The 16,312-nt window shown below is 63.0% G+C and carries 19 protein-coding genes; all 19 read left to right on the forward strand.

All coding sequences use genetic code 11. The features are described from left to right. Window positions 1-22: 22 nt before the first annotated feature. The 19 genes from MUU53_RS06595 (at window position 23) to MUU53_RS06685 (ending at window position 16,098) form a co-directional block, all read left to right on the forward strand. Window positions 23-1,213, forward strand: coding sequence for a phage portal protein (locus tag MUU53_RS06595; protein WP_247260190.1), 1,191 nt, complete (start codon window positions 23-25; stop codon window positions 1,211-1,213). 318 nt (window positions 1,214-1,531) lie between these two features. After that, entirely contained in the window at window positions 1,532-1,864 is a 333-nt protein-coding gene (locus MUU53_RS06600; RefSeq protein ID WP_062552831.1) for a DUF6107 family protein, read from the forward strand. 28 nt (window positions 1,865-1,892) lie between these two features. Beyond that, window positions 1,893-2,471 carry an HK97 family phage prohead protease gene (locus MUU53_RS06605; protein WP_247260191.1) on the forward strand — a complete coding sequence of 193 codons (579 nt, stop codon included), beginning with the start codon at window positions 1,893-1,895 and terminating at the stop codon, window positions 2,469-2,471. Further along, the gene (locus tag MUU53_RS06610; RefSeq protein WP_247260192.1) at window positions 2,471-3,754 is read left to right on the forward strand and encodes a phage major capsid protein; all 1,284 of its coding nucleotides are present in this window, start codon (window positions 2,471-2,473) and stop codon (window positions 3,752-3,754) included. Before MUU53_RS06605 ends, MUU53_RS06610 begins: the two co-directional genes overlap by 1 nt. Before the next feature lie 310 nt (window positions 3,755-4,064). Continuing rightward, window positions 4,065-4,634, forward strand: coding sequence for a head-tail connector protein (locus MUU53_RS06615; RefSeq protein ID WP_247260193.1), 570 nt, complete (start codon window positions 4,065-4,067; stop codon window positions 4,632-4,634). A 1-nt stretch (window position 4,635) separates the two neighbouring features. Continuing rightward, a complete protein-coding gene (locus MUU53_RS06620; RefSeq protein WP_247260194.1) occupies window positions 4,636-4,974 on the forward strand; it encodes a phage head closure protein in 339 nt (112 codons plus the stop codon). Further along, a complete protein-coding gene (locus MUU53_RS06625; protein WP_247260195.1) occupies window positions 4,971-5,378 on the forward strand; it encodes a DUF3168 domain-containing protein in 408 nt (135 codons plus the stop codon). Before MUU53_RS06620 ends, MUU53_RS06625 begins: the two co-directional genes overlap by 4 nt. Window positions 5,379-5,420: 42 nt before the next feature. After that, complete coding sequence (locus tag MUU53_RS06630) at window positions 5,421-5,828, forward strand: phage major tail protein, TP901-1 family (RefSeq protein ID WP_247260196.1); 408 nt, start codon at window positions 5,421-5,423, stop codon at window positions 5,826-5,828. After that, the gene (locus MUU53_RS06635) at window positions 5,828-6,223 is read left to right on the forward strand and encodes a gene transfer agent family protein (RefSeq protein WP_247260197.1); all 396 of its coding nucleotides are present in this window, start codon (window positions 5,828-5,830) and stop codon (window positions 6,221-6,223) included. The genes MUU53_RS06630 and MUU53_RS06635 overlap by 1 nt, the downstream gene beginning before the upstream one ends. Further along, window positions 6,220-6,450, forward strand: a complete 231-nt coding sequence (locus tag MUU53_RS06640; RefSeq protein ID WP_247260198.1) for a rcc01693 family protein — start codon at window positions 6,220-6,222, stop codon at window positions 6,448-6,450. Before MUU53_RS06635 ends, MUU53_RS06640 begins: the two co-directional genes overlap by 4 nt. A gap of 8 nt (window positions 6,451-6,458) precedes the next feature. Then, window positions 6,459-7,037, forward strand: coding sequence for a phage tail tape measure protein (locus tag MUU53_RS06645; RefSeq protein WP_247260199.1), 579 nt, complete (start codon window positions 6,459-6,461; stop codon window positions 7,035-7,037). 247 nt (window positions 7,038-7,284) lie between these two features. Beyond that, complete coding sequence (locus MUU53_RS06650) at window positions 7,285-7,923, forward strand: DUF2460 domain-containing protein (RefSeq protein ID WP_247260200.1); 639 nt, start codon at window positions 7,285-7,287, stop codon at window positions 7,921-7,923. Next, window positions 7,920-8,795, forward strand: a complete 876-nt coding sequence (locus tag MUU53_RS06655) for a DUF2163 domain-containing protein (RefSeq protein WP_247260201.1) — start codon at window positions 7,920-7,922, stop codon at window positions 8,793-8,795. The genes MUU53_RS06650 and MUU53_RS06655 overlap by 4 nt, the downstream gene beginning before the upstream one ends. Further along, window positions 8,792-9,226, forward strand: a complete 435-nt coding sequence (locus tag MUU53_RS06660) for an NlpC/P60 family protein (protein WP_247260202.1) — start codon at window positions 8,792-8,794, stop codon at window positions 9,224-9,226. The genes MUU53_RS06655 and MUU53_RS06660 overlap by 4 nt, the downstream gene beginning before the upstream one ends. A gap of 356 nt (window positions 9,227-9,582) precedes the next feature. Beyond that, entirely contained in the window at window positions 9,583-13,395 is a 3,813-nt protein-coding gene (locus MUU53_RS06665; protein ID WP_247260203.1) for a baseplate multidomain protein megatron, read from the forward strand. Between the two features lies 1 nt (window position 13,396). Beyond that, window positions 13,397-13,609, forward strand: a complete 213-nt coding sequence (locus tag MUU53_RS06670) for a hypothetical protein (protein ID WP_247260204.1) — start codon at window positions 13,397-13,399, stop codon at window positions 13,607-13,609. A 127-nt stretch (window positions 13,610-13,736) separates the two neighbouring features. Continuing rightward, the gene (locus MUU53_RS06675; RefSeq protein WP_247260205.1) at window positions 13,737-13,991 is read left to right on the forward strand and encodes a hypothetical protein; all 255 of its coding nucleotides are present in this window, start codon (window positions 13,737-13,739) and stop codon (window positions 13,989-13,991) included. 48 nt (window positions 13,992-14,039) lie between these two features. Beyond that, window positions 14,040-14,711: a response regulator transcription factor gene (locus tag MUU53_RS06680; RefSeq protein WP_247260206.1), complete on the forward strand. Its 672-nt coding sequence runs from the start codon at window positions 14,040-14,042 to the stop codon at window positions 14,709-14,711. Then, window positions 14,701-16,098 carry a sensor histidine kinase gene (locus MUU53_RS06685; protein ID WP_247260207.1) on the forward strand — a complete coding sequence of 466 codons (1,398 nt, stop codon included), beginning with the start codon at window positions 14,701-14,703 and terminating at the stop codon, window positions 16,096-16,098. Before MUU53_RS06680 ends, MUU53_RS06685 begins: the two co-directional genes overlap by 11 nt. The last annotated feature ends 214 nt before the right edge of the window (window positions 16,099-16,312 follow it).

A 16,312-nucleotide genomic window follows, 5' to 3' on the forward strand; every position in this document is an offset into this window, starting at 1 on the left:
AACTGAATTTAGGGAGACATCGATGAATCTGTTTCGATGGCCGTGGGCTTCCACGGACAAAGGCAAAGCCGTGGCCGCTTCCGAGCGGAAGGCGCAAGGATCGGGGGCGGGGCTGGGAGCAGGCGGGGGTCTGGCGCTGCTGACCGGCGAGAGGGGACATCCGGGTGGTGGGCGAAGCTATGCGAGCCTTGCCCGCCATGGCCTGATGAGAAACCCCGTGGCCTATCGCGCCGTGCGCATGGTGGCGGAGGCGGCGGCAAGCGCCCCGTGGCTTGTCTATTCCGGGGAGCGGGAGCTGAAGGAGCATCCCGTACTGACCCTGCTGGCGCGCCCCAATGCGCGACAGGCGGGCCCAGAATTTCTGGAAATGCTGTTCGGGCACCTGCTTCTGTCCGGCAGTTCCTACCTGGAACCGCTGATGCTGGCAGGAACGCCGCGCGAACTGCATCTACTGCGGCCGGACCGGGTGAGCGTGGTGGCAGGAAGCGATGGCTGGCCGGTCGCCTATGACTACCGGGTGGGGCCACGGGCGCGTCGCATTCCCGCCTTCTCGGAGGACGGAGCAGGGCTTCTGCACCTCAAGCTGTTTCATCCGCTGGACGATTACGGCGGGCTTTCGCCGCTGGGTTCCGCAGGCTCTGCCATCGACCTGCACAATGCCTGCGCCCGCTGGAGCAAGGGGCTGCTGGACAATTCGGCGCGGCCATCCGGTGCGCTGGTCTATCAGCCCAAGGAGGGCGGCAATCTTTCGCCCGACGCCTATGACCGGCTGAAGGCGGAACTGGAGGCGGGCTATCAGGGAGCTGTGAATGCCGGGCGTCCGCTGCTTCTGGAGGGTGGGCTGGACTGGAAGGCCATGGGGCTTTCGCCGAAAGACATGGATTTCGAGGCCGCTCGCAACGGGGCCGCGCGCGACATTGCCTTGGCACTGGGCGTGCCACCGATGCTGATGGGCATTCCCGGTGACATCACCTATGCCAATTATCAGGAGGCGAACCGTTCGCTCTTCCGCCTGACGGTGGTGCCGCTGCTGACGCGAACCGCGGCGAGCCTTTCCGCCTGGTTCTCCGATCTCTATGGCGAGCTGCTGCGACTGCAGCCGGACCTCGACCAGTTGCCGGGTCTTTCTGCCGAGCGCGATGCGCTGTGGAGCCGGGTCGGCTCTGCGAGCTTCCTCAGCGACGAGGAAAAGCGCCAGGCCGTCGGCTATTGAATCAATCTGTGAAGCGGCTGAATCAGAGTGCGAGGCTCTGGGGGTAAGGGGTTGGCTCGACTGAGGTTTCGCCAACGTCTGTGGCCGCTTTACCCCCTCTGTCCTGCCGGACATCTCCCCCTCAAGGGGGGAGATCGACTCGTGGCTCGCTCTTTGCACCTGACGAAGCTACCGATCGCGGTGCGCGTAGAGATGAGAGAGGTCGAGCGCTTGCCTCCTGCCAATCTCCCCCCTTGAGGGGGAGATGGTCGGTAGACCAGAGGGGGGTGCTTATCCTCCAATATCCAATCCCAAAAATTCCAACTGAGGTGAACGACGATGGCTGACCTTGGCCACGATGGCGGCATGCTGGCCGCGCGCATGGTGGGAGCGACGGCGGGGGCCTGGGTGTCGCTCGTCTATCTTCTGCCCGAAAGCTGGAAGGAGGCGGTGAGCCGCTTTCTGACCGGTGCCTGCTGCGGCGTGATGTTTGGCGCGCCGGTCGGCATATGGCTTTCCGAACGGCTGGGACTGGTGGGCCAGCTGACCGCGCTGGAAACCGCCCTTTCCGGTTCTGCCGCGGCCAGCCTTTCCGCCTGGTGGGTGCTGGGTGCCTTGGTGCGCGTGGCCGGACGGTTCGGTGCGAAGCCGGACGGCGAAAAACAATCCTGAAGCAATTTCATTTTTGCAGGAGACCTTCATGCACGCTTATCGCGGGCCACGCCCGACCGTGCGCAAATTTGCGAGCCTGACGCTGTCCGAACTCGGCGGTGATGGCAGCTTTTCCGGCTATGCCAGCGTGTTTGGCGAGGTGGACCTCGGCAAGGACGTGATCGAGCGCGGAGCCTTTCTCAACAGTCTTGTGGAGCGGGGGCCGAAGGGTGTGCGCATGCTCTACCAGCACGACCCGAACGAGCCGATCGGCGCGTGGGAAAGCATTCGCGAGGACAGTCGAGGCCTTTACGTGGAGGGCAAGCTTGCCCCCGGCGTGGCCCGCGCTCGCGAGGTGCACGCGCTGATGAAGACCGGCGCACTGGACGGGCTTTCCATCGGCTTTCGCACCATACGCGCGAGACAGGACGCGAAGACGGGCGTTCGCCGTATTCTGGAGGCGGACCTCTGGGAAATTTCCGTTGTGACCTTTCCGATGCTGCCATCGGCCAGGATTTCCAACGTGAAGCAGGCGCGGTTCTTCCGCGACCGTGACACCGAGCTTGTGCGCGCCCTGCGCCGGGCCAGCAAGACCATGTTGACCAGCCATATGAGAGGACGAATTTGATGCAGGATATTGCCCTTAACGCTTCACTGAGCGCTTCACCGGAAACCAAGGCGCTGCCGGAGGTGAAAGCCGTGCCAGATACGATGATGGCGGCCTTCGACGAGTTCATGGAGGCCTTCGAAAGCTTCAAGGACGTGAACGACCGCCGCCTTTCGGAAATCGAGCAGAAACTGACCGCCGATGTGGTGACGCGGGAGAAGCTGGAGCGCATCAACCGCAGCATGGACGAGCAGAAGCGGGTGATCGACCAGCTGGCGCTGAAGAAGGCGCGACCGGCGCTGGGTGGCGCCCGTGAGGCGGGGCCTGAAGTTGCCGAGCACAAGGCGGCCTTCGAGGCCTATGTGCGCCGTGGCGACGAGGGTGCGTTGCGCGAGCTGGAGGCTAAGGCGATGAGCGCAGGCTCGACCAGCGATGGCGGCTATCTGGTGCCGGACGAGACGGACACCGAGATTGGCCGCCGCCTGAGCGTGGTTTCCCCCATGCGTGCGCTCTCCACCGTACGCACCGTTTCCACCACGGTGCTGAAGAAGCCGTTTGCGCTGAGCGGCCCGGCGACGGGCTGGGTTTCCGAAACGGCGGCACGGCCGCAGACGACATCGCCGCAGCTGGCGGAACTGAGCTTTCCCACCATGGAGCTCTACGCCATGCCCGCCGCCAGCCAGACGCTGCTGGACGATGCGGCGGTGGACATCGAGAGCTGGCTGGCGAGCGAGGTGGACACAGTGTTTGCCGAGCAGGAGGGCGATGCCTTCATTCGCGGCGAGGGTGTGAACAAGCCGAAGGGCTTTCTGGCCTATGACACCGCAGCCGACAGCGCCTGGGCCTGGGGGAAGCTGGGTTATGTGGCGACGGGTCAGGCGGGAGCTTTTGCCTCATCCGGTGCATCGGATGTTCTTGTGAATTCGATCTATGCGCTGAAGGCCGGACACCGCCAGAACGCGACCTTTCTGATGAACCGGCGCACTCAGGGCGAAATTCGCAAGCTGAAGGATGCCGATGGTAACTATCTGTGGCGTCCGCCGGCAACGGCAGGCCAGGCTGCGACGCTGATGGGATTTCCGGTGGCGGAGGGCGAGGAAATGCCGGACATTGCCGCCGGCTCGCTTTCCATCGCCATCGGTGATTTCAAAGCCGGATATCTGGTGGTGGACCGCGCGGGCGTGCGCATTCTTCGCGATCCCTATTCCGCCAAACCCTATGTGCTGTTCTACACCACCAAGCGCGTGGGCGGCGGCGTGCAGAACTTCGAGGCGATCAAGCTGGTGAAGTTTTCCGCGAGTTAAGACGGGGTGAGGGAGCTTCTTCCGCTTCCACAGTACACGAAGCGGTGAAAAGATCCCCTCCCCAACCCTCCCCACAAGGGGGAGGGAGTTCGTCGGCATTCTCGGCAGCCACCTGATTCCCCATTATAAATTTGGCGAGCTAAGCTGTTAGCGGCTTGCTCGACCTGCTCCCTCCCCCTTGTGGGGAGGGTTGGGGAGGGGTCTGTCAAGGGCGGAATCATTCGCGTTGTGTCCTGTGTTCCGCTTCAATCCTTGACTTGCCCTCTTGACGCGTCGGACGGCTCTTACCTTTCCCAAAAAGGAATTTTCCATGACCTATGCATTGATCGATCCGCCAGCCGCGGAGGCGCTGACGCTTGCCGAGGTAAAGGCGCATCTGCGGCTGGATGGAGCGCAAGAGGATGCGCTTCTGGCGCAGCTGATTGCCATTGCCCGCGAGCATCTGGAGCGGGAAACAGGGCTTTGCCTGATCGAGCAGACGCTTCGGCTCTACCTCGACCAATGGCCGAAGGACGGCGTGATTCAGATTGCGAGAGGACCGGTGCAAGCCATTGAGGCAGCAACGGTTTACGCCGAAGACGGAACGGCATCTCATCCATCGCTTGAAGACCATCTGCTGGATGGGCAGGCACGCCCGGCCAGACTGTGGCTGCGTGATCCGCCAAAGCCTGGTCGAGCAATCAATGGCATCGAGATCGATTTCACCGCCGGTTTCGGCGAGGCGGGCACGGATGTGCCGGACCCGCTGAAGCGCGCCATGCTGATCCATATCGCGCTGATGTTTGCCCATCGTGGTGTCCTGTCCCCCGATCAGCAGCCGGGGGCAATGCCGGACGGCTATGACCGGCTGGTGGCGTCCTTCCGCATGAGGAGGCTTTGAAATGAGCACCCTGCCGCTGGACCCCGGCCAGTTGACCCACCGCCTGACACTGGAAGCGCCGAACGACGAGAGCGACGGACAGGGCGGCAGCCTTGGCGGCTGGGTTCAGGCGGGTGAGGTATGGGCGCGCATCGAACCGGTTGCGAGCCCCTCCTTCACCGACATGGCAGGGGGCGAACGGGCCGTGGTGACCCACCGGATTCTCCTTCGTCATCGCCAGGGCATCGGCGCCGGTCAGCGGTTTCGGGAAGGCGAACGGGTCTTCCGAATTCGACTTGTGCGCGATCCAGACGAGACCAAATGCATGCTTTCGTGCCTCTGTGAGGAGGAAGCACAATGAGAGGTGGACAGGAACTTCTGAAGGCAATCCACGAGCGTCTCGCAAACGATGTGCAACTGCGTTCAACCGTAGGAATCCAAGGCTTCAGGGACCGGATTGCAGGGCGTGTAAGCCTTCCTGCAATTACCTACGGGACACTGGAGAGCCGAGACTATTCCACCGGGACCGAAGTTGCGGAGGAGCACCTCCTGACGGTGGAAATCTGGTCTGATGGGAAGGGACGCGCTGAAGCACAAAGGCTGGCCGCTCAGGTGGCGATATTGCTGGACCGCACGGAACTGGCGCTGGGGGAGAACCAGCATCTGGTAAACCTGACGGTGACGGGTATCCGCTACAGGCAGGACGCGAAAACACAGGCTCAGGTTGCGGAGGTGAACCTGCGAGGCGTGACGGAAGAGACGTGAGACTTTTTTCAGAACCAGATCGTTCAAAAGGGATTTATTACAATGGTGGCACAGGCAGGACGTGACCTTCTGTTGAAGGTGGAAAATGGCGCAGGCTGGCAGACGGTGGCGGGTTTGCGTTCCAAACGCTTGGCATTCAATGCCGAAACTGTGGACATTACAGATGCCGAAAGCGCCGGACGCTGGCGTGAACTTCTGGGTGGGGCAGGCATTCAGCGCGCCTCGTTGAACGGGGCGGGCCTCTTCAAGGACCAGACCTCCGATGCAATGATCCGCAGCGCCTTCTTCGCCGGCAGTATTCTGAATTTTCAGGTGGTGATCCCGTCCTTCGGCACGATCAGCGGACCCTTCCAGATGACCTCGCTGGAATATTCCGGGGAGCACAATGGAGAAGTGCGCTTCGAGATCGCGCTGGAATCCGCCGGTCAACTGACGTTCGGAGCGATCTGATGCAGACGACAGAGACGACGGGCAAGGGACTGGGATTGCATCGCCGTGCCAACCGGCAACGCGGCGAGGTGGAGGCGATGATCGATGGCGAGCGGCGCATTCTGTGCCTGACGCTGGGCGCGCTGGCCGAGCTGGAAACCGCTTTCGGCGTGGCTGATCTTTCCGAACTGGCCGCCTATTTCGCCAAGGGACGATTGAAGGCGGTCGATCTGGTGCGGGTGATCGGCGCCGGACTGCGCGGCGGCGGCAATCTGTTTCCCGACGAGGAAGTGGCCGACATGAATGTGGAAGGCGGCGTGACCGCCTGCGCCCGCATTGCCACGGAACTGCTGGAGGCGGCCTTTAGTGACGGAATGACGACTGGCGCGCGAGGGAACCCGATTCCCCGCCCTTGAGCGCCGCAACGGGCGCCCCGCATGACGGCGCGACGGCTGGATGGCCGGGCGTGCTGCATGTGGGGCTGTGCCTGTTGCGGCTTCCTCCCGACATCTTCTGGCAGCTTTCGCCACGCGAGTTCATGGGGATGGCAGGGGCCTTTCGTCCCCGCCCGCCCGGACTGGACCGCGCAGGGCTTGCTGCGCTGATGGCCGCCTTTCCCGACTTGCCACTTTCTTCCGACTGAGGTGACCGATGACCGATACTGTTTCCACAGGCCGTGGACTGGATGACGCGCTTTCTACCAGCGAGGCGCTGTCACGTTCGATGCAGGATCTGCAGGCACGTTCGCAAAGCTTCGGCTCGGCGCTTTCAAGCGCTTTACAGGGAGCGGCTCTCAACGGCAAAGGCCTGGACACTGTGCTGCGTGGACTGGGGCGACGCCTGAGCGACATTGCCCTTGCCGCTGCGCTGAAGCCGCTGGAGAACGCAATGTCCGGCATTGCGGGAAGCCTGCTCGGCTCCCTCGGTTCGGGCGTGGTCGGAAAGGTGACGCCCTTTGCCGATGGTGGCGTGGTGCGAAGTCCGAGCTTCTTCTCCATGGGGGGAAGTGCGACCGGCCTGATGGGCGAGGCGGGGGCAGAGGCCATTCTGCCGCTGAAGCGCGGCGCCGATGGCGCGTTGGGCGTGGCGACGTCCGGCGGCTCTGGGGGAGCCTCAGGGCAGATCGTGTTCAACGTGACGGCGACGGATGCGGCCAGCTTCAAGCGCAGCGAGGGCCAGATTACCGCCATGCTTGCTCGCAGCGTGGCGCGCGGACGGCGGGGTGTGTGAGGGTCGTTTTGACGTTGAAAATGTTACCCCCCTCTGGTCTGCCGACCATCTCCCCCTCAAGGGGGGAGATCGACTCGTGGCGGGCTCTCGGTCCCCAGTAGGGTTACCCTTTGCGGCAACCGCTATTGGTAAGGAATGCGAGCGGATGCGTCTTGCCGATCTCCCCCCTTGAGGGGGAGATGGTCGGCAGACCAGAGGGGGGTGAGTTCCCGCATGAAGCTTTTCAAGAATAGAAGAGACTTAAACCATGACCGGATTTCATGAGGTGCGCTTTCCGCTGCGGCTGGCGCTGGGCACGAGTGGTGGGCCGGTGCGGCGTACCGACATCGTGAACCTGTCCAACGGGCGCGAGAACCGCAATGCCCGCTGGCGCAATGCAAGGCGGGTCTACGATGCCGGTTCCGGTGTCCGCTCGATTGCCGATCTCTATGAGGTGCTGGAATTCTTCGAGGCGCGGATGGGCGAGCTTTACGGCTTTCGCTTTCGCGATCCGCTGGACTGGAAATCCTGCGGGCCGACGGGAAATGTCAGCGCCGAGGACCAATGGATCGGCACCGGCGATGGGGTGACGCGCACATTCCAACTGATCAAGACCTATGGCGACAACGGCGGTGAAACGCGACGGACCATTGCCAAGCCGGTAGCTGGAACCGTGCGGGTGAGCGTGGACGGCGAAGAGATCTCCTCTGACCGCTTCACGCTGGAAGCGGCCACGGGGATCGTGACCTTCCACGCTGCCCATGTGCCGCCGGAGGGAGCCGAAATCCGCGCCGGATTCGAGTTCGATGTGCCGGTGCGCTTCGACACCGACCGGATCGACGTAAACCTTTCCGCCTTCAATGCCGGTCGAATTCCGGCCATTCCGATCAAGGAGATCCTGCCGTGAGACACATACCGGCGGAACTGGCGGCCCATCTGGCGGGCGATGCCACGACGACCTGTCATGCCTGGCGGGTGACGCGCGCCGATGGCGTGGTGCTGGGCTTTACCGACCATGACGAAGACCTGGAGGTGGATGGTACGTTCTGCCGTGCGGCAAGCGGCTTTTCCGCCAGCGACAACGAGGCCGAAAGCGGCATGGCGGCCAATGCAGGCGAGGTGCAGGGCGGCTTTTCCAGCGACACCATTGCTGCAGAAGAGCTTGCCGCAGGCCGGTTCGACCATGCGCTGGTGGAGCTGTTTCTGGTGAACTGGGCAGACCCTTCGCAGTTCACGCGGCTCGATGTGCGGGAAATCGGTGAGGTGACGCGGGCAGGCGGTGCCTTTACCGCAGAACTGCGCAGCATGGCGCATCGTCTCGACCAGCCGCAGGGCCGTGTCTATGGCCGTCGCTGCGATGCAAGCCTTGGCGACGGACGCTGCCGGGTGTCTCTTGATGCGTTCCAGTCTGCTGCGACGGTGAGCGCACAGCGCGACCGCAGCCATCTGACCGTGACGGGGTTGGTCGAGCGCGAGAGCGGCTTCTTCGATCAGGGGAGTTTGCGTTTTGCCGATGGCTCGACCGCCATGATCGAGCGGCATGTGGCGGAGGCAGGCGGCACTGGGCGGCTGACGTTGTGGCTGCCGCTGGAGCGCGACGTGGCCGAGAGCGAGGCGGTGGTGCTGACGGCTGGCTGCGACAAGAGCTTTACGACCTGCCGCGCCCGCTTCGCCAACGGCCTGAACTTTCGCGGCTTTCCGCATATGCCCGGAAGCGATTTCAGCTATTCCTATGCTGATGGAGAAGGCCAGCACGATGGCGGCGTGCTGTTTCCATGATGGGGCCGCGCGTGGTGGCGCTGGCGGAAGGCTGGATCGGCACGCCCTACCGGCATCAGGGCGCGACGAAGGGTGTGGCCTGCGATTGCATCGGTCTCATCCGCGGGGTCTGGTGCGAGCTTTACGGATGTGAACCGCCATTGGCCGTGCCGCCCTATGCGCCGGACTGGGCCGAGCGGGCGGACGAGGAGCGGCTGCTCAAGGCGGCGTTGGCGCTGTTCGGTGCCCCGGTGCCGGTCAGCGACATGCAGGCAGGCGATGTGCTGCTGTTTCGCTGGCAGGCGGGCTGCGCGGCCAAACATGCGGGCATCCTTGCCGATGCGACGAGTTTCATCCACGCATATGAACAGGCGGCGGTGACGCGTTCCACTCTCGTGGCAGCCTGGCGACGGCGGATCGTGGCCGTGCATCGGTTTGGGGTGGGTGATTAGGGACCTGTCACCCCGGCCAAGCGTGCCAGGCGTGAAGCACCCCCCTCTGCCTTGCCAGGCATCTCCCCCTCAAGGGGGGAGATCGGCAGGAAACATTCGCTCGCCTTCTCTCAGCTGCAGTGATTGCCGCGATCTGTCACCCCACCCGGCGCTCTGCGCCGACCTCCCCCTCAAGGGGAGGTGGGTGAGCGCGGCATCTGCTTGTCTATCTCCTGTCCACTGCGGCTGGTGGAAAAGACGGCAAAGGAGCGGCCAGTTCCCACCTCCCCTTGAGGGGGAGGTCGATGCGTTAGCATCGGGTGGGGTGATACTGACATTCTCAGAAGCCTCCCAATAAACCCAAGGACTTCACAACCATGGCTACCATTCTGTTTCAGGCGGCGGGGGCGGCGCTCGGCTCCGTCTTCGGTCCTGTGGGCGCGATGCTGGGCCGTGCGGCAGGCGGGCTGGCGGGGGCAGCTGTGGACCGGGCGCTTCTCGGTTCGCCCACTGTCACGGGCCCACGCCTTGCCATCGCGCGACTGGCCGGAGCCGATGAGGGAACCGGCATCCCCCGGCTCTATGGCACGATGAGGATTGGCGGCACGCTGATCTGGGCAACGCGCTTCGAGGAAGAGGTGCGAAGTGAGCGCAGCGGCGGCAAGGCGACCGGCGGTCAGAAGGTGAAGAGCTTCGCCTACTATGCCAACATCGCGCTTGGGCTCTGTGAGGGCGAGGTGGCGCATGTGCGGCGCGTGTGGGCCGATGGTCGCGAACTGGATCTGACCACGATCCAGATGCGGTTCTACCGTGGCAGCGAGGATCAGCTGCCCGATCCGCTGATCGAGGCGAAGCAGGGAGCAGGAAACGCGCCTGCCTTCCGGGGGCTTGCCTATGTGGTATTCGAGCGGTTGCCGCTTGGCGATTTCGGCAATCGTATTCCGCTACTGCAGTTCGAGGTGGTGCGACCCATCGGCACGCTGGAAGCGCAAATCCGGGCCGTGACGATCATTCCCGGCTCCAGCGAGCATGGCTATGCAACGGTGCAGGTGACGCAAGACACCGGTGAGGGCAGTGCCCGAATTCTCAACCGCAACAACCGCATGGCGGCGACCGATTGGGAAGCATCCCTCGACGAATTGCAGGCGCTTTGCCCCAACCTTGAACGCGTGGCGCTGGTCGTCAGCTGGTTCGGCACCGATCTTCGGGCTGGCGAATGCCGGATCGTGCCCGGCGTCGAATTCCTCTCGCGTGACGGGGAGACCTTGCCCTGGAACGTGGCGGGCATCGAGCGGGCCGATGCACATCTGGTGAGCCGCAGGAACGATGCGCCCGCCTATGGCGGCACGCCTTCCGACGAGAGCGTGAAACAGGCCATCGCCGATCTGAAGGCGCGGGGCATCGAGGTTTTTCTCTACCCGTTCGTGATGATGGATGTGGCGGAAGACAACGTGCTGCCGGACCCTTATGGCGGATCGAAACAGGCGGCTTACCCCTGGCGAGGGCGCATAACCTGTCATCCGGGACCGGGGCAGGCAGGCTCTCCGGACAAGACGGAGGCGGCGGCGAGCGAGATCGACCAGTTCTGCAATCGCGCCGAGGGCTATCGCCGCATGGTGCTGCATTACGCCGATCTGGCCGTTACGGCGGGTGGCGTGGACGGCTTCATCATCGGTTCGGAATTTCGCGGGCTGACGACGGTGCGCGGGGCGGGAAACAGCTTTCCCTTCGTGGCGGAACTGGTTCGACTGGCAGGCGATTGCCGTGCGAGGCTCGGACCATCCGTCAAGCTGACCTATGGTGCCGATTGGAGCGAATATTTCGGCTATCACCCGAATGACGGGACCGGCGACGTGTTCTTCCACCTCGACCCGCTCTGGGCCTCGCCTGCCATCGATGCGGTGGCGATCGACAACTACATGCCGCTTTCCGATTGGCGCGATGACGACCTGATGGGCACAAACCCGGATGGTATGACAAGCGCCGAGGATGTGGCGGCAATGCAAGCTGCGATCACGCGCGGCGAAGGCTTCGACTGGTATTATGCCAGCGATGAGGACCGCAAGGCGCGGCTGCGCTCGCCCGTTACCGATGGGCTGGCGGGCAAGCCCTGGGTATTCCGCTACAAGGATCTCTCCGGCTGGTGGGGGAACCATCACTTCGACCGGACAGGCGGCGCGGAGAGCGCCAGCCCGACCGCCTGGGTGCCGGGTTCGAAACCGATCTGGTTTACCGAACTGGGCTGCCCCGCCATCGACAAGGGCGCGAACCAGCCGAACCTGTTCGTGGACCCGAAATCTTCCGAGAGCGGTTGGCCCTACTTCTCCAGCGGCGGACGGTCTAACGCGATGCAGCGGCGTTTTCTCGACGCGCATCACGCCCATTGGCAGGGCGATGAGGCACCCGTTGGCATGGTGGATGCGGGGCATATCTTCGTCTGGAGCTGGGATGCGCGGCCTTACCCTGCCTTTCCACAGGCGACATCCATCTGGAACGATGGCGAGAACTGGCGGCTGGGCCACTGGCTGACGGGTCGGCTGGGGGCGGGGACGCTTGCCGACACGATTGCCGCGATCCTGACCGATCACGGGTTTAGCGATTTCGATGTGCGCCAAGTCTGCGGCGACCTGACCGGTTATGTGCAGGCTGACATTGCCTCTGCGCGCCAGATGCTGACGCCGCTGGTGGAAGGTTTTCTGCTGGATGTGACGGAAGTGGAGGGGCGGCTGATTTTCCGCTCGCGCAGCAAGGCCAGCTTGGCCGTAACGGCAATCGATGTGCTGGCCGAGCGTGAGGGCGAGGCGGCCTGGAGCGAGACGCGCGGCCACGACAGCGATTTTGCCGCGGAAGCGGTGCTGGGTTTCGCCAACCCGGATCTCGACTACGAGCAGGCAGCCACGCGCTCCCGCCGCATTCCGGGGGCGACGAACCGCGTGTTGCGGGCAGATATTCCGGGCGCAATGGCCGATGAGGCGGCGCAGGCAGCCACGGAAGCGCTGCTGCGTGACAACCACCTGTCCCGCCGGACCATTCGATTCTCGCTTGCGCCGACCGATGTGGCGCTGACGCCGGGGGATGGGGTTCAGATAACCGATGGGCCGGACGGCATCTACCGTGTGATGCGGATCGAGGATGGCGACATGCGGCGGGTGGAGGCACGCAGGCACGAATCGGTTGCGAGTGTCGCAAACCGCCCCGCGCCCCTGGAACGGGTGAGCGCGGTCGCCGCATCCGACGCATTTGCACCGCTGATCGCTTTTCTCGATCTGCCACGCTTCGACAGTGGCGAGGCGGAGAGCTTTGCCCGTGTTGCGGCCTATGCGAAGCCCTGGACGCGCATGCTGGTTTCAAGCTCTGCCACCACGGAAGGATATCGCAGCCGGGTGCTGATCGATCGGCCGGCCCGCATTGGACGGCTGAACGCGCCTTTGGTAGCGGGTGTCTGGGGCCGGTTCGACAGGGTATCGGTGATCGAGGTGGATCTGCCGTTCGGCGGGCTTTCTTCCGCAAGCGAGATTGCCGTACAGGCTGGTGAAAATCGGCTGGCGGTGATGGCTGATAACGGCGTCTGGGAAGTGCTGGCCTTTGCCACAACGCAGGAAGTGGCACCGGGACGCTTTCGGCTTTCCAACCTGCTGCGCGGTCTCGCCGGGACCGAGGATGCCATGGCGGCAGGCGCGGCAAGCGGAGCGCAGGTGGTTGTGCTGGATGAAGCCGTGGTGCCGCTGGGGCTGACGCAGAGCGAACGCGGACTGGCGCTGAACTGGATCGTCGAACCGGTTGGCGCGAAGGCCGGTCGTTACGGGCCGCGTCAGACTGTCGCAGGACTGCGAGCTGAGACGCCGCTGGCGCCTGTTCACCTGAAAGCTGAACGGCGGGCGGCCGGCGTGTCCTTCAGCTGGGTGCGCCGGAGCCGCATCAATGCCGATGACTGGGACGCATCCGACATAGCCCTCGATGAACCGGAAGAACGCTATCGGCTCGAACTGCTGCATGCTTCAACCGGCGCCGTGGTGGCCCAGGCCGAGGTCGATGCCTGCCTTCATCAGTATGATCTTTCTCAGGAATTGAGCGATTTCGGATTTATTCAAACAAGTTTCCGTGTGCGCCTGGCGCAGCTGGGGCGCGCGGTACCGCGGGGCATTGCCCGAGATCAGGTTATTATCGTGAAAAACCAGGGAGTTAATTGAAATGGATAATGCAAAGACATGGTACGAATCCAAGGCTGTCTGGGGCGGGCTGATTGCGCTTTTCGCCTCAATTCTTCAGGCGCGGGGACATCTGTTTCCCTATGAGCAACAGGCGGCACTCGTTGATGCACTGACCAGCGCAGGCGGCGCTTTCGGCGCGCTTCTGGCCATTTACGGGCGGCTCGCGGCCACCAAACCCATTGTCGGAAGCTGACGTATAAGCATTGTCTGCATGACGGCTGAGGGGCACATTCATTTGCCATTCAGCCGTCATTCGATACATAATTTGCCAGTTGGTTTGGGTTATCGGGCCTAGCATTTTGTAATCGGAAGTCGTCGTCATGGCATCACTCAAGGTAATCGCGATGGTCGCGGCAGGTTTGTTCAGCCTGTCTGCTGATCATGCCTTCGCCCGCGACTACCTGATTCTGGTTGCCGGAGATTGTGGCGACGCCGCATCCAAGGTTGTGCGGGAGACCGGCGGCGAACTTCTGTCGGCGCAACCGTCGAAGGACGGAGCGACCTGCATTGTGACCGTTCTCGTGCAGGGTAGCGGAGAGCGCCCGCGCAAGGTGACTGTTCGGGTGCCGATGTAGTAGAAGGCGACGAGCCGCTTCTCGTATTTCATCGAATCAAGGATTTCCATGCGCATTCTCGTGGTCGAAGACGACAGCAACCTGAACCGCCAGCTGACCGATGCGTTGAAGGAGGTCGGCTATGTGGTCGATCAGGCCTTCGACGGCGAGGAAGGGCATTTTCTGGGCGAGACCGAACCCTATGACGCGGTCATTCTCGACATCGGCCTGCCAGAGATGGACGGCATCACGGTGGTGGAAAAATGGCGTGCGGCAGGCAAGGCCATGCCGGTGCTGATGCTGACGGCGCGCGACCGCTGGAGCGACAAGGTGGCCGGTATCGATGCCGGTGCCGATGATTATGTGGCCAAACCCTTCCACGTGGAGGAAGTGCTGGCGCGCGTTCGCGCCCTCATTCGCCGTGCCGCAGGACATGCCTCTTCTGAAATCACCTGCGGACCTGTGAAGCTCGACACCAAGGCGTCCAAGGCGACGGTCAACGGCGTGGCGATGAAGCTGACCTCGCACGAGTTTCGCCTGCTGTCCTATCTCATGCACCATATGGGCGAGGTCGTCTCCCGTACCGAACTGATCGAACATATGTACGATCAGGATTTTGACCGCGATTCCAACACGATCGAGGTGTTTGTCGGACGCCTTCGCAAGAAGATCGGTGTCGACCTGATCGAGACCGTTCGCGGTCTTGGCTACCGCATGCAAGCACCATCCGATGTACGTTAGATCGGTCACGGCGCGCGTTCTGCTGCTGGCGACTGCCTGGTCGGGCGTGGCGCTGGTGGTGATCGCGCTCGTGATCTCGGCGCTCTACACGAAATCCGCCGAACGCGCCTTTACCGATCTGCTGCGTGCGCAGCTCTACAACGTGGTGAACTCCATCACCATTGGCGACGACAACGCGCTTGCGGGCAATCCGCAACTGGGCGACCTGCGCTTCTCCCAGCCCGAAACCGGCTGGTACTGGATCGTCGAGCCGCTTGGCACCTTTGCCGCGACGCCGCTGTCATCTTCGTCGCTCGGCACGTCGAATATCAAGGTGCCGTCTATCCTCAACGTACCCTTCAACAATCGCTATGAGCGCTTCTATCCTGCCATCGACGCCTTCGGGAACAATGTTCTGGTGGCGGAAACAGAGGTGGTGCTGGACAGCGAGGGCAGGGCGGCGCGCTTTCGCGTGACAGGCAACCTGACCGTGGTAACGGAGGATGTGCAGGCCTTTACCCAGAGCCTCTACATCGCGCTGGTGGTCTTCGGCCTCGGCAGCCTTGTGGTCAACGGTCTTGCCATTCTCTTCGGTCTGCGGCCGCTGGACGAAGCGCGCCGAGCGCTGGAAAAGGTGCGACGCGGCGAGGCGGAGCGTCTGGAAGGCGAGTTTCCCCGTGAGGTGCATGCGCTGACCATCGAGATGAATGCGCTGATCGACAGCAACCGCCGCATTGTCGAGCGTGCCCGTTCGCAGGTGGGAAATCTGGCGCATTCACTGAAGACGCCGATTGCTGTGCTTCTCAACGAATCACGCCTCATCGACAAGGGCCATGGCGAAGTGGTACGCGGGCAGGCGGAAGCCATGCAGAGCCAGGTGCAGAGCTATCTGAACCGCGCCCGCATTGCTGCCCAGCGCGAATCCATGCTGGCGCGAACCGATGCCGAGCCGGTGCTGGAGCGCCTGATGCGCGTGATGCGGCGCCTCAATCCCGAGAAGACATTCGAACTGATCGCGACACAGGCCAATCTGGCGCTTGCCATGGAGCAGCAGGATGTCGAGGAAACGGTCGGCAATCTTCTGGAGAATGCGGCGCGCCATTCCAAGAGTGGCGTCTGGCTGACCATCATGCCGTCACTGGCACCCGAGGGGGAAGATCCGGCCCGGCGCAACTGGGTGGAAATTGCTGTTGAAGATGATGGGCCGGGCCTTAACCCCGACGAAATCAAGGAAGCCATGAAGCGTGGCCGCAGGCTGGATGAAAGCAAGCCCGGCACGGGCCTTGGACTTTCGATCGTTGGCGAAATCGCCCGCGAATATCAGGGTCGTTTCCGCCTTTCGCGCGGGCGTCGCGGGGGCTTGCGCGCTGTGCTGACACTGCCGGGAATTTCACGCGACGCAGCATGAGTTGGAGCCTGGGACTGACGCAGTGCGATATAAATGGCACAGTGATCGCTTTCCGGCTCGACACTTTGTGCCTACACGCTACAAACAGAGTTCAAACCTTCGCGTGGTTTCGCCACAGTTGACGGCTCGGCCGACGACGTAAGGGGCAAAGTTCAGGTTTGAAAATCAGGTGCGTAGATACCAGATATCTGTCTACGCAAGCACGAAACGGTTG

Origin of the sequence: Affinirhizobium lemnae, from assembly GCF_022968395.1 — a bacterium.
Lineage (GTDB): Bacteria > Pseudomonadota > Alphaproteobacteria > Rhizobiales > Rhizobiaceae > Neorhizobium > Neorhizobium lemnae.

Bases quoted from the DNA above. Each gene is read 5' to 3' on its own strand.
- MUU53_RS06595 (WP_247260190.1), top strand. From the start codon at position 23: ATGAATCTGTTTCGATGGCCGTGGGCTTCCACGGACAAAGGCAAAGCC.
- MUU53_RS06600 (WP_062552831.1), top strand. From the start codon at position 1,532: ATGGCTGACCTTGGCCACGATGGCGGCATGCTGGCCGCGCGCATGGTG.
- MUU53_RS06605 (WP_247260191.1), top strand. From the start codon at position 1,893: ATGCACGCTTATCGCGGGCCACGCCCGACCGTGCGCAAATTTGCGAGC.
- MUU53_RS06610 (WP_247260192.1), top strand. From the start codon at position 2,471: ATGCAGGATATTGCCCTTAACGCTTCACTGAGCGCTTCACCGGAAACC.
- MUU53_RS06615 (WP_247260193.1), top strand. From the start codon at position 4,065: ATGACCTATGCATTGATCGATCCGCCAGCCGCGGAGGCGCTGACGCTT.
- MUU53_RS06620 (WP_247260194.1), top strand. From the start codon at position 4,636: ATGAGCACCCTGCCGCTGGACCCCGGCCAGTTGACCCACCGCCTGACA.
- MUU53_RS06625 (WP_247260195.1), top strand. From the start codon at position 4,971: ATGAGAGGTGGACAGGAACTTCTGAAGGCAATCCACGAGCGTCTCGCA.
- MUU53_RS06630 (WP_247260196.1), top strand. From the start codon at position 5,421: ATGGTGGCACAGGCAGGACGTGACCTTCTGTTGAAGGTGGAAAATGGC.
- MUU53_RS06635 (WP_247260197.1), top strand. From the start codon at position 5,828: ATGCAGACGACAGAGACGACGGGCAAGGGACTGGGATTGCATCGCCGT.
- MUU53_RS06645 (WP_247260199.1), top strand. From the start codon at position 6,459: ATGACCGATACTGTTTCCACAGGCCGTGGACTGGATGACGCGCTTTCT.
- MUU53_RS06650 (WP_247260200.1), top strand. From the start codon at position 7,285: ATGACCGGATTTCATGAGGTGCGCTTTCCGCTGCGGCTGGCGCTGGGC.
- MUU53_RS06660 (WP_247260202.1), top strand. From the start codon at position 8,792: ATGATGGGGCCGCGCGTGGTGGCGCTGGCGGAAGGCTGGATCGGCACG.
- MUU53_RS06665 (WP_247260203.1), top strand. From the start codon at position 9,583: ATGGCTACCATTCTGTTTCAGGCGGCGGGGGCGGCGCTCGGCTCCGTC.
- MUU53_RS06670 (WP_247260204.1), top strand. From the start codon at position 13,397: ATGGATAATGCAAAGACATGGTACGAATCCAAGGCTGTCTGGGGCGGG.
- MUU53_RS06675 (WP_247260205.1), top strand. From the start codon at position 13,737: ATGGCATCACTCAAGGTAATCGCGATGGTCGCGGCAGGTTTGTTCAGC.
- MUU53_RS06680 (WP_247260206.1), top strand. From the start codon at position 14,040: ATGCGCATTCTCGTGGTCGAAGACGACAGCAACCTGAACCGCCAGCTG.
- MUU53_RS06685 (WP_247260207.1), top strand. From the start codon at position 14,701: ATGTACGTTAGATCGGTCACGGCGCGCGTTCTGCTGCTGGCGACTGCC.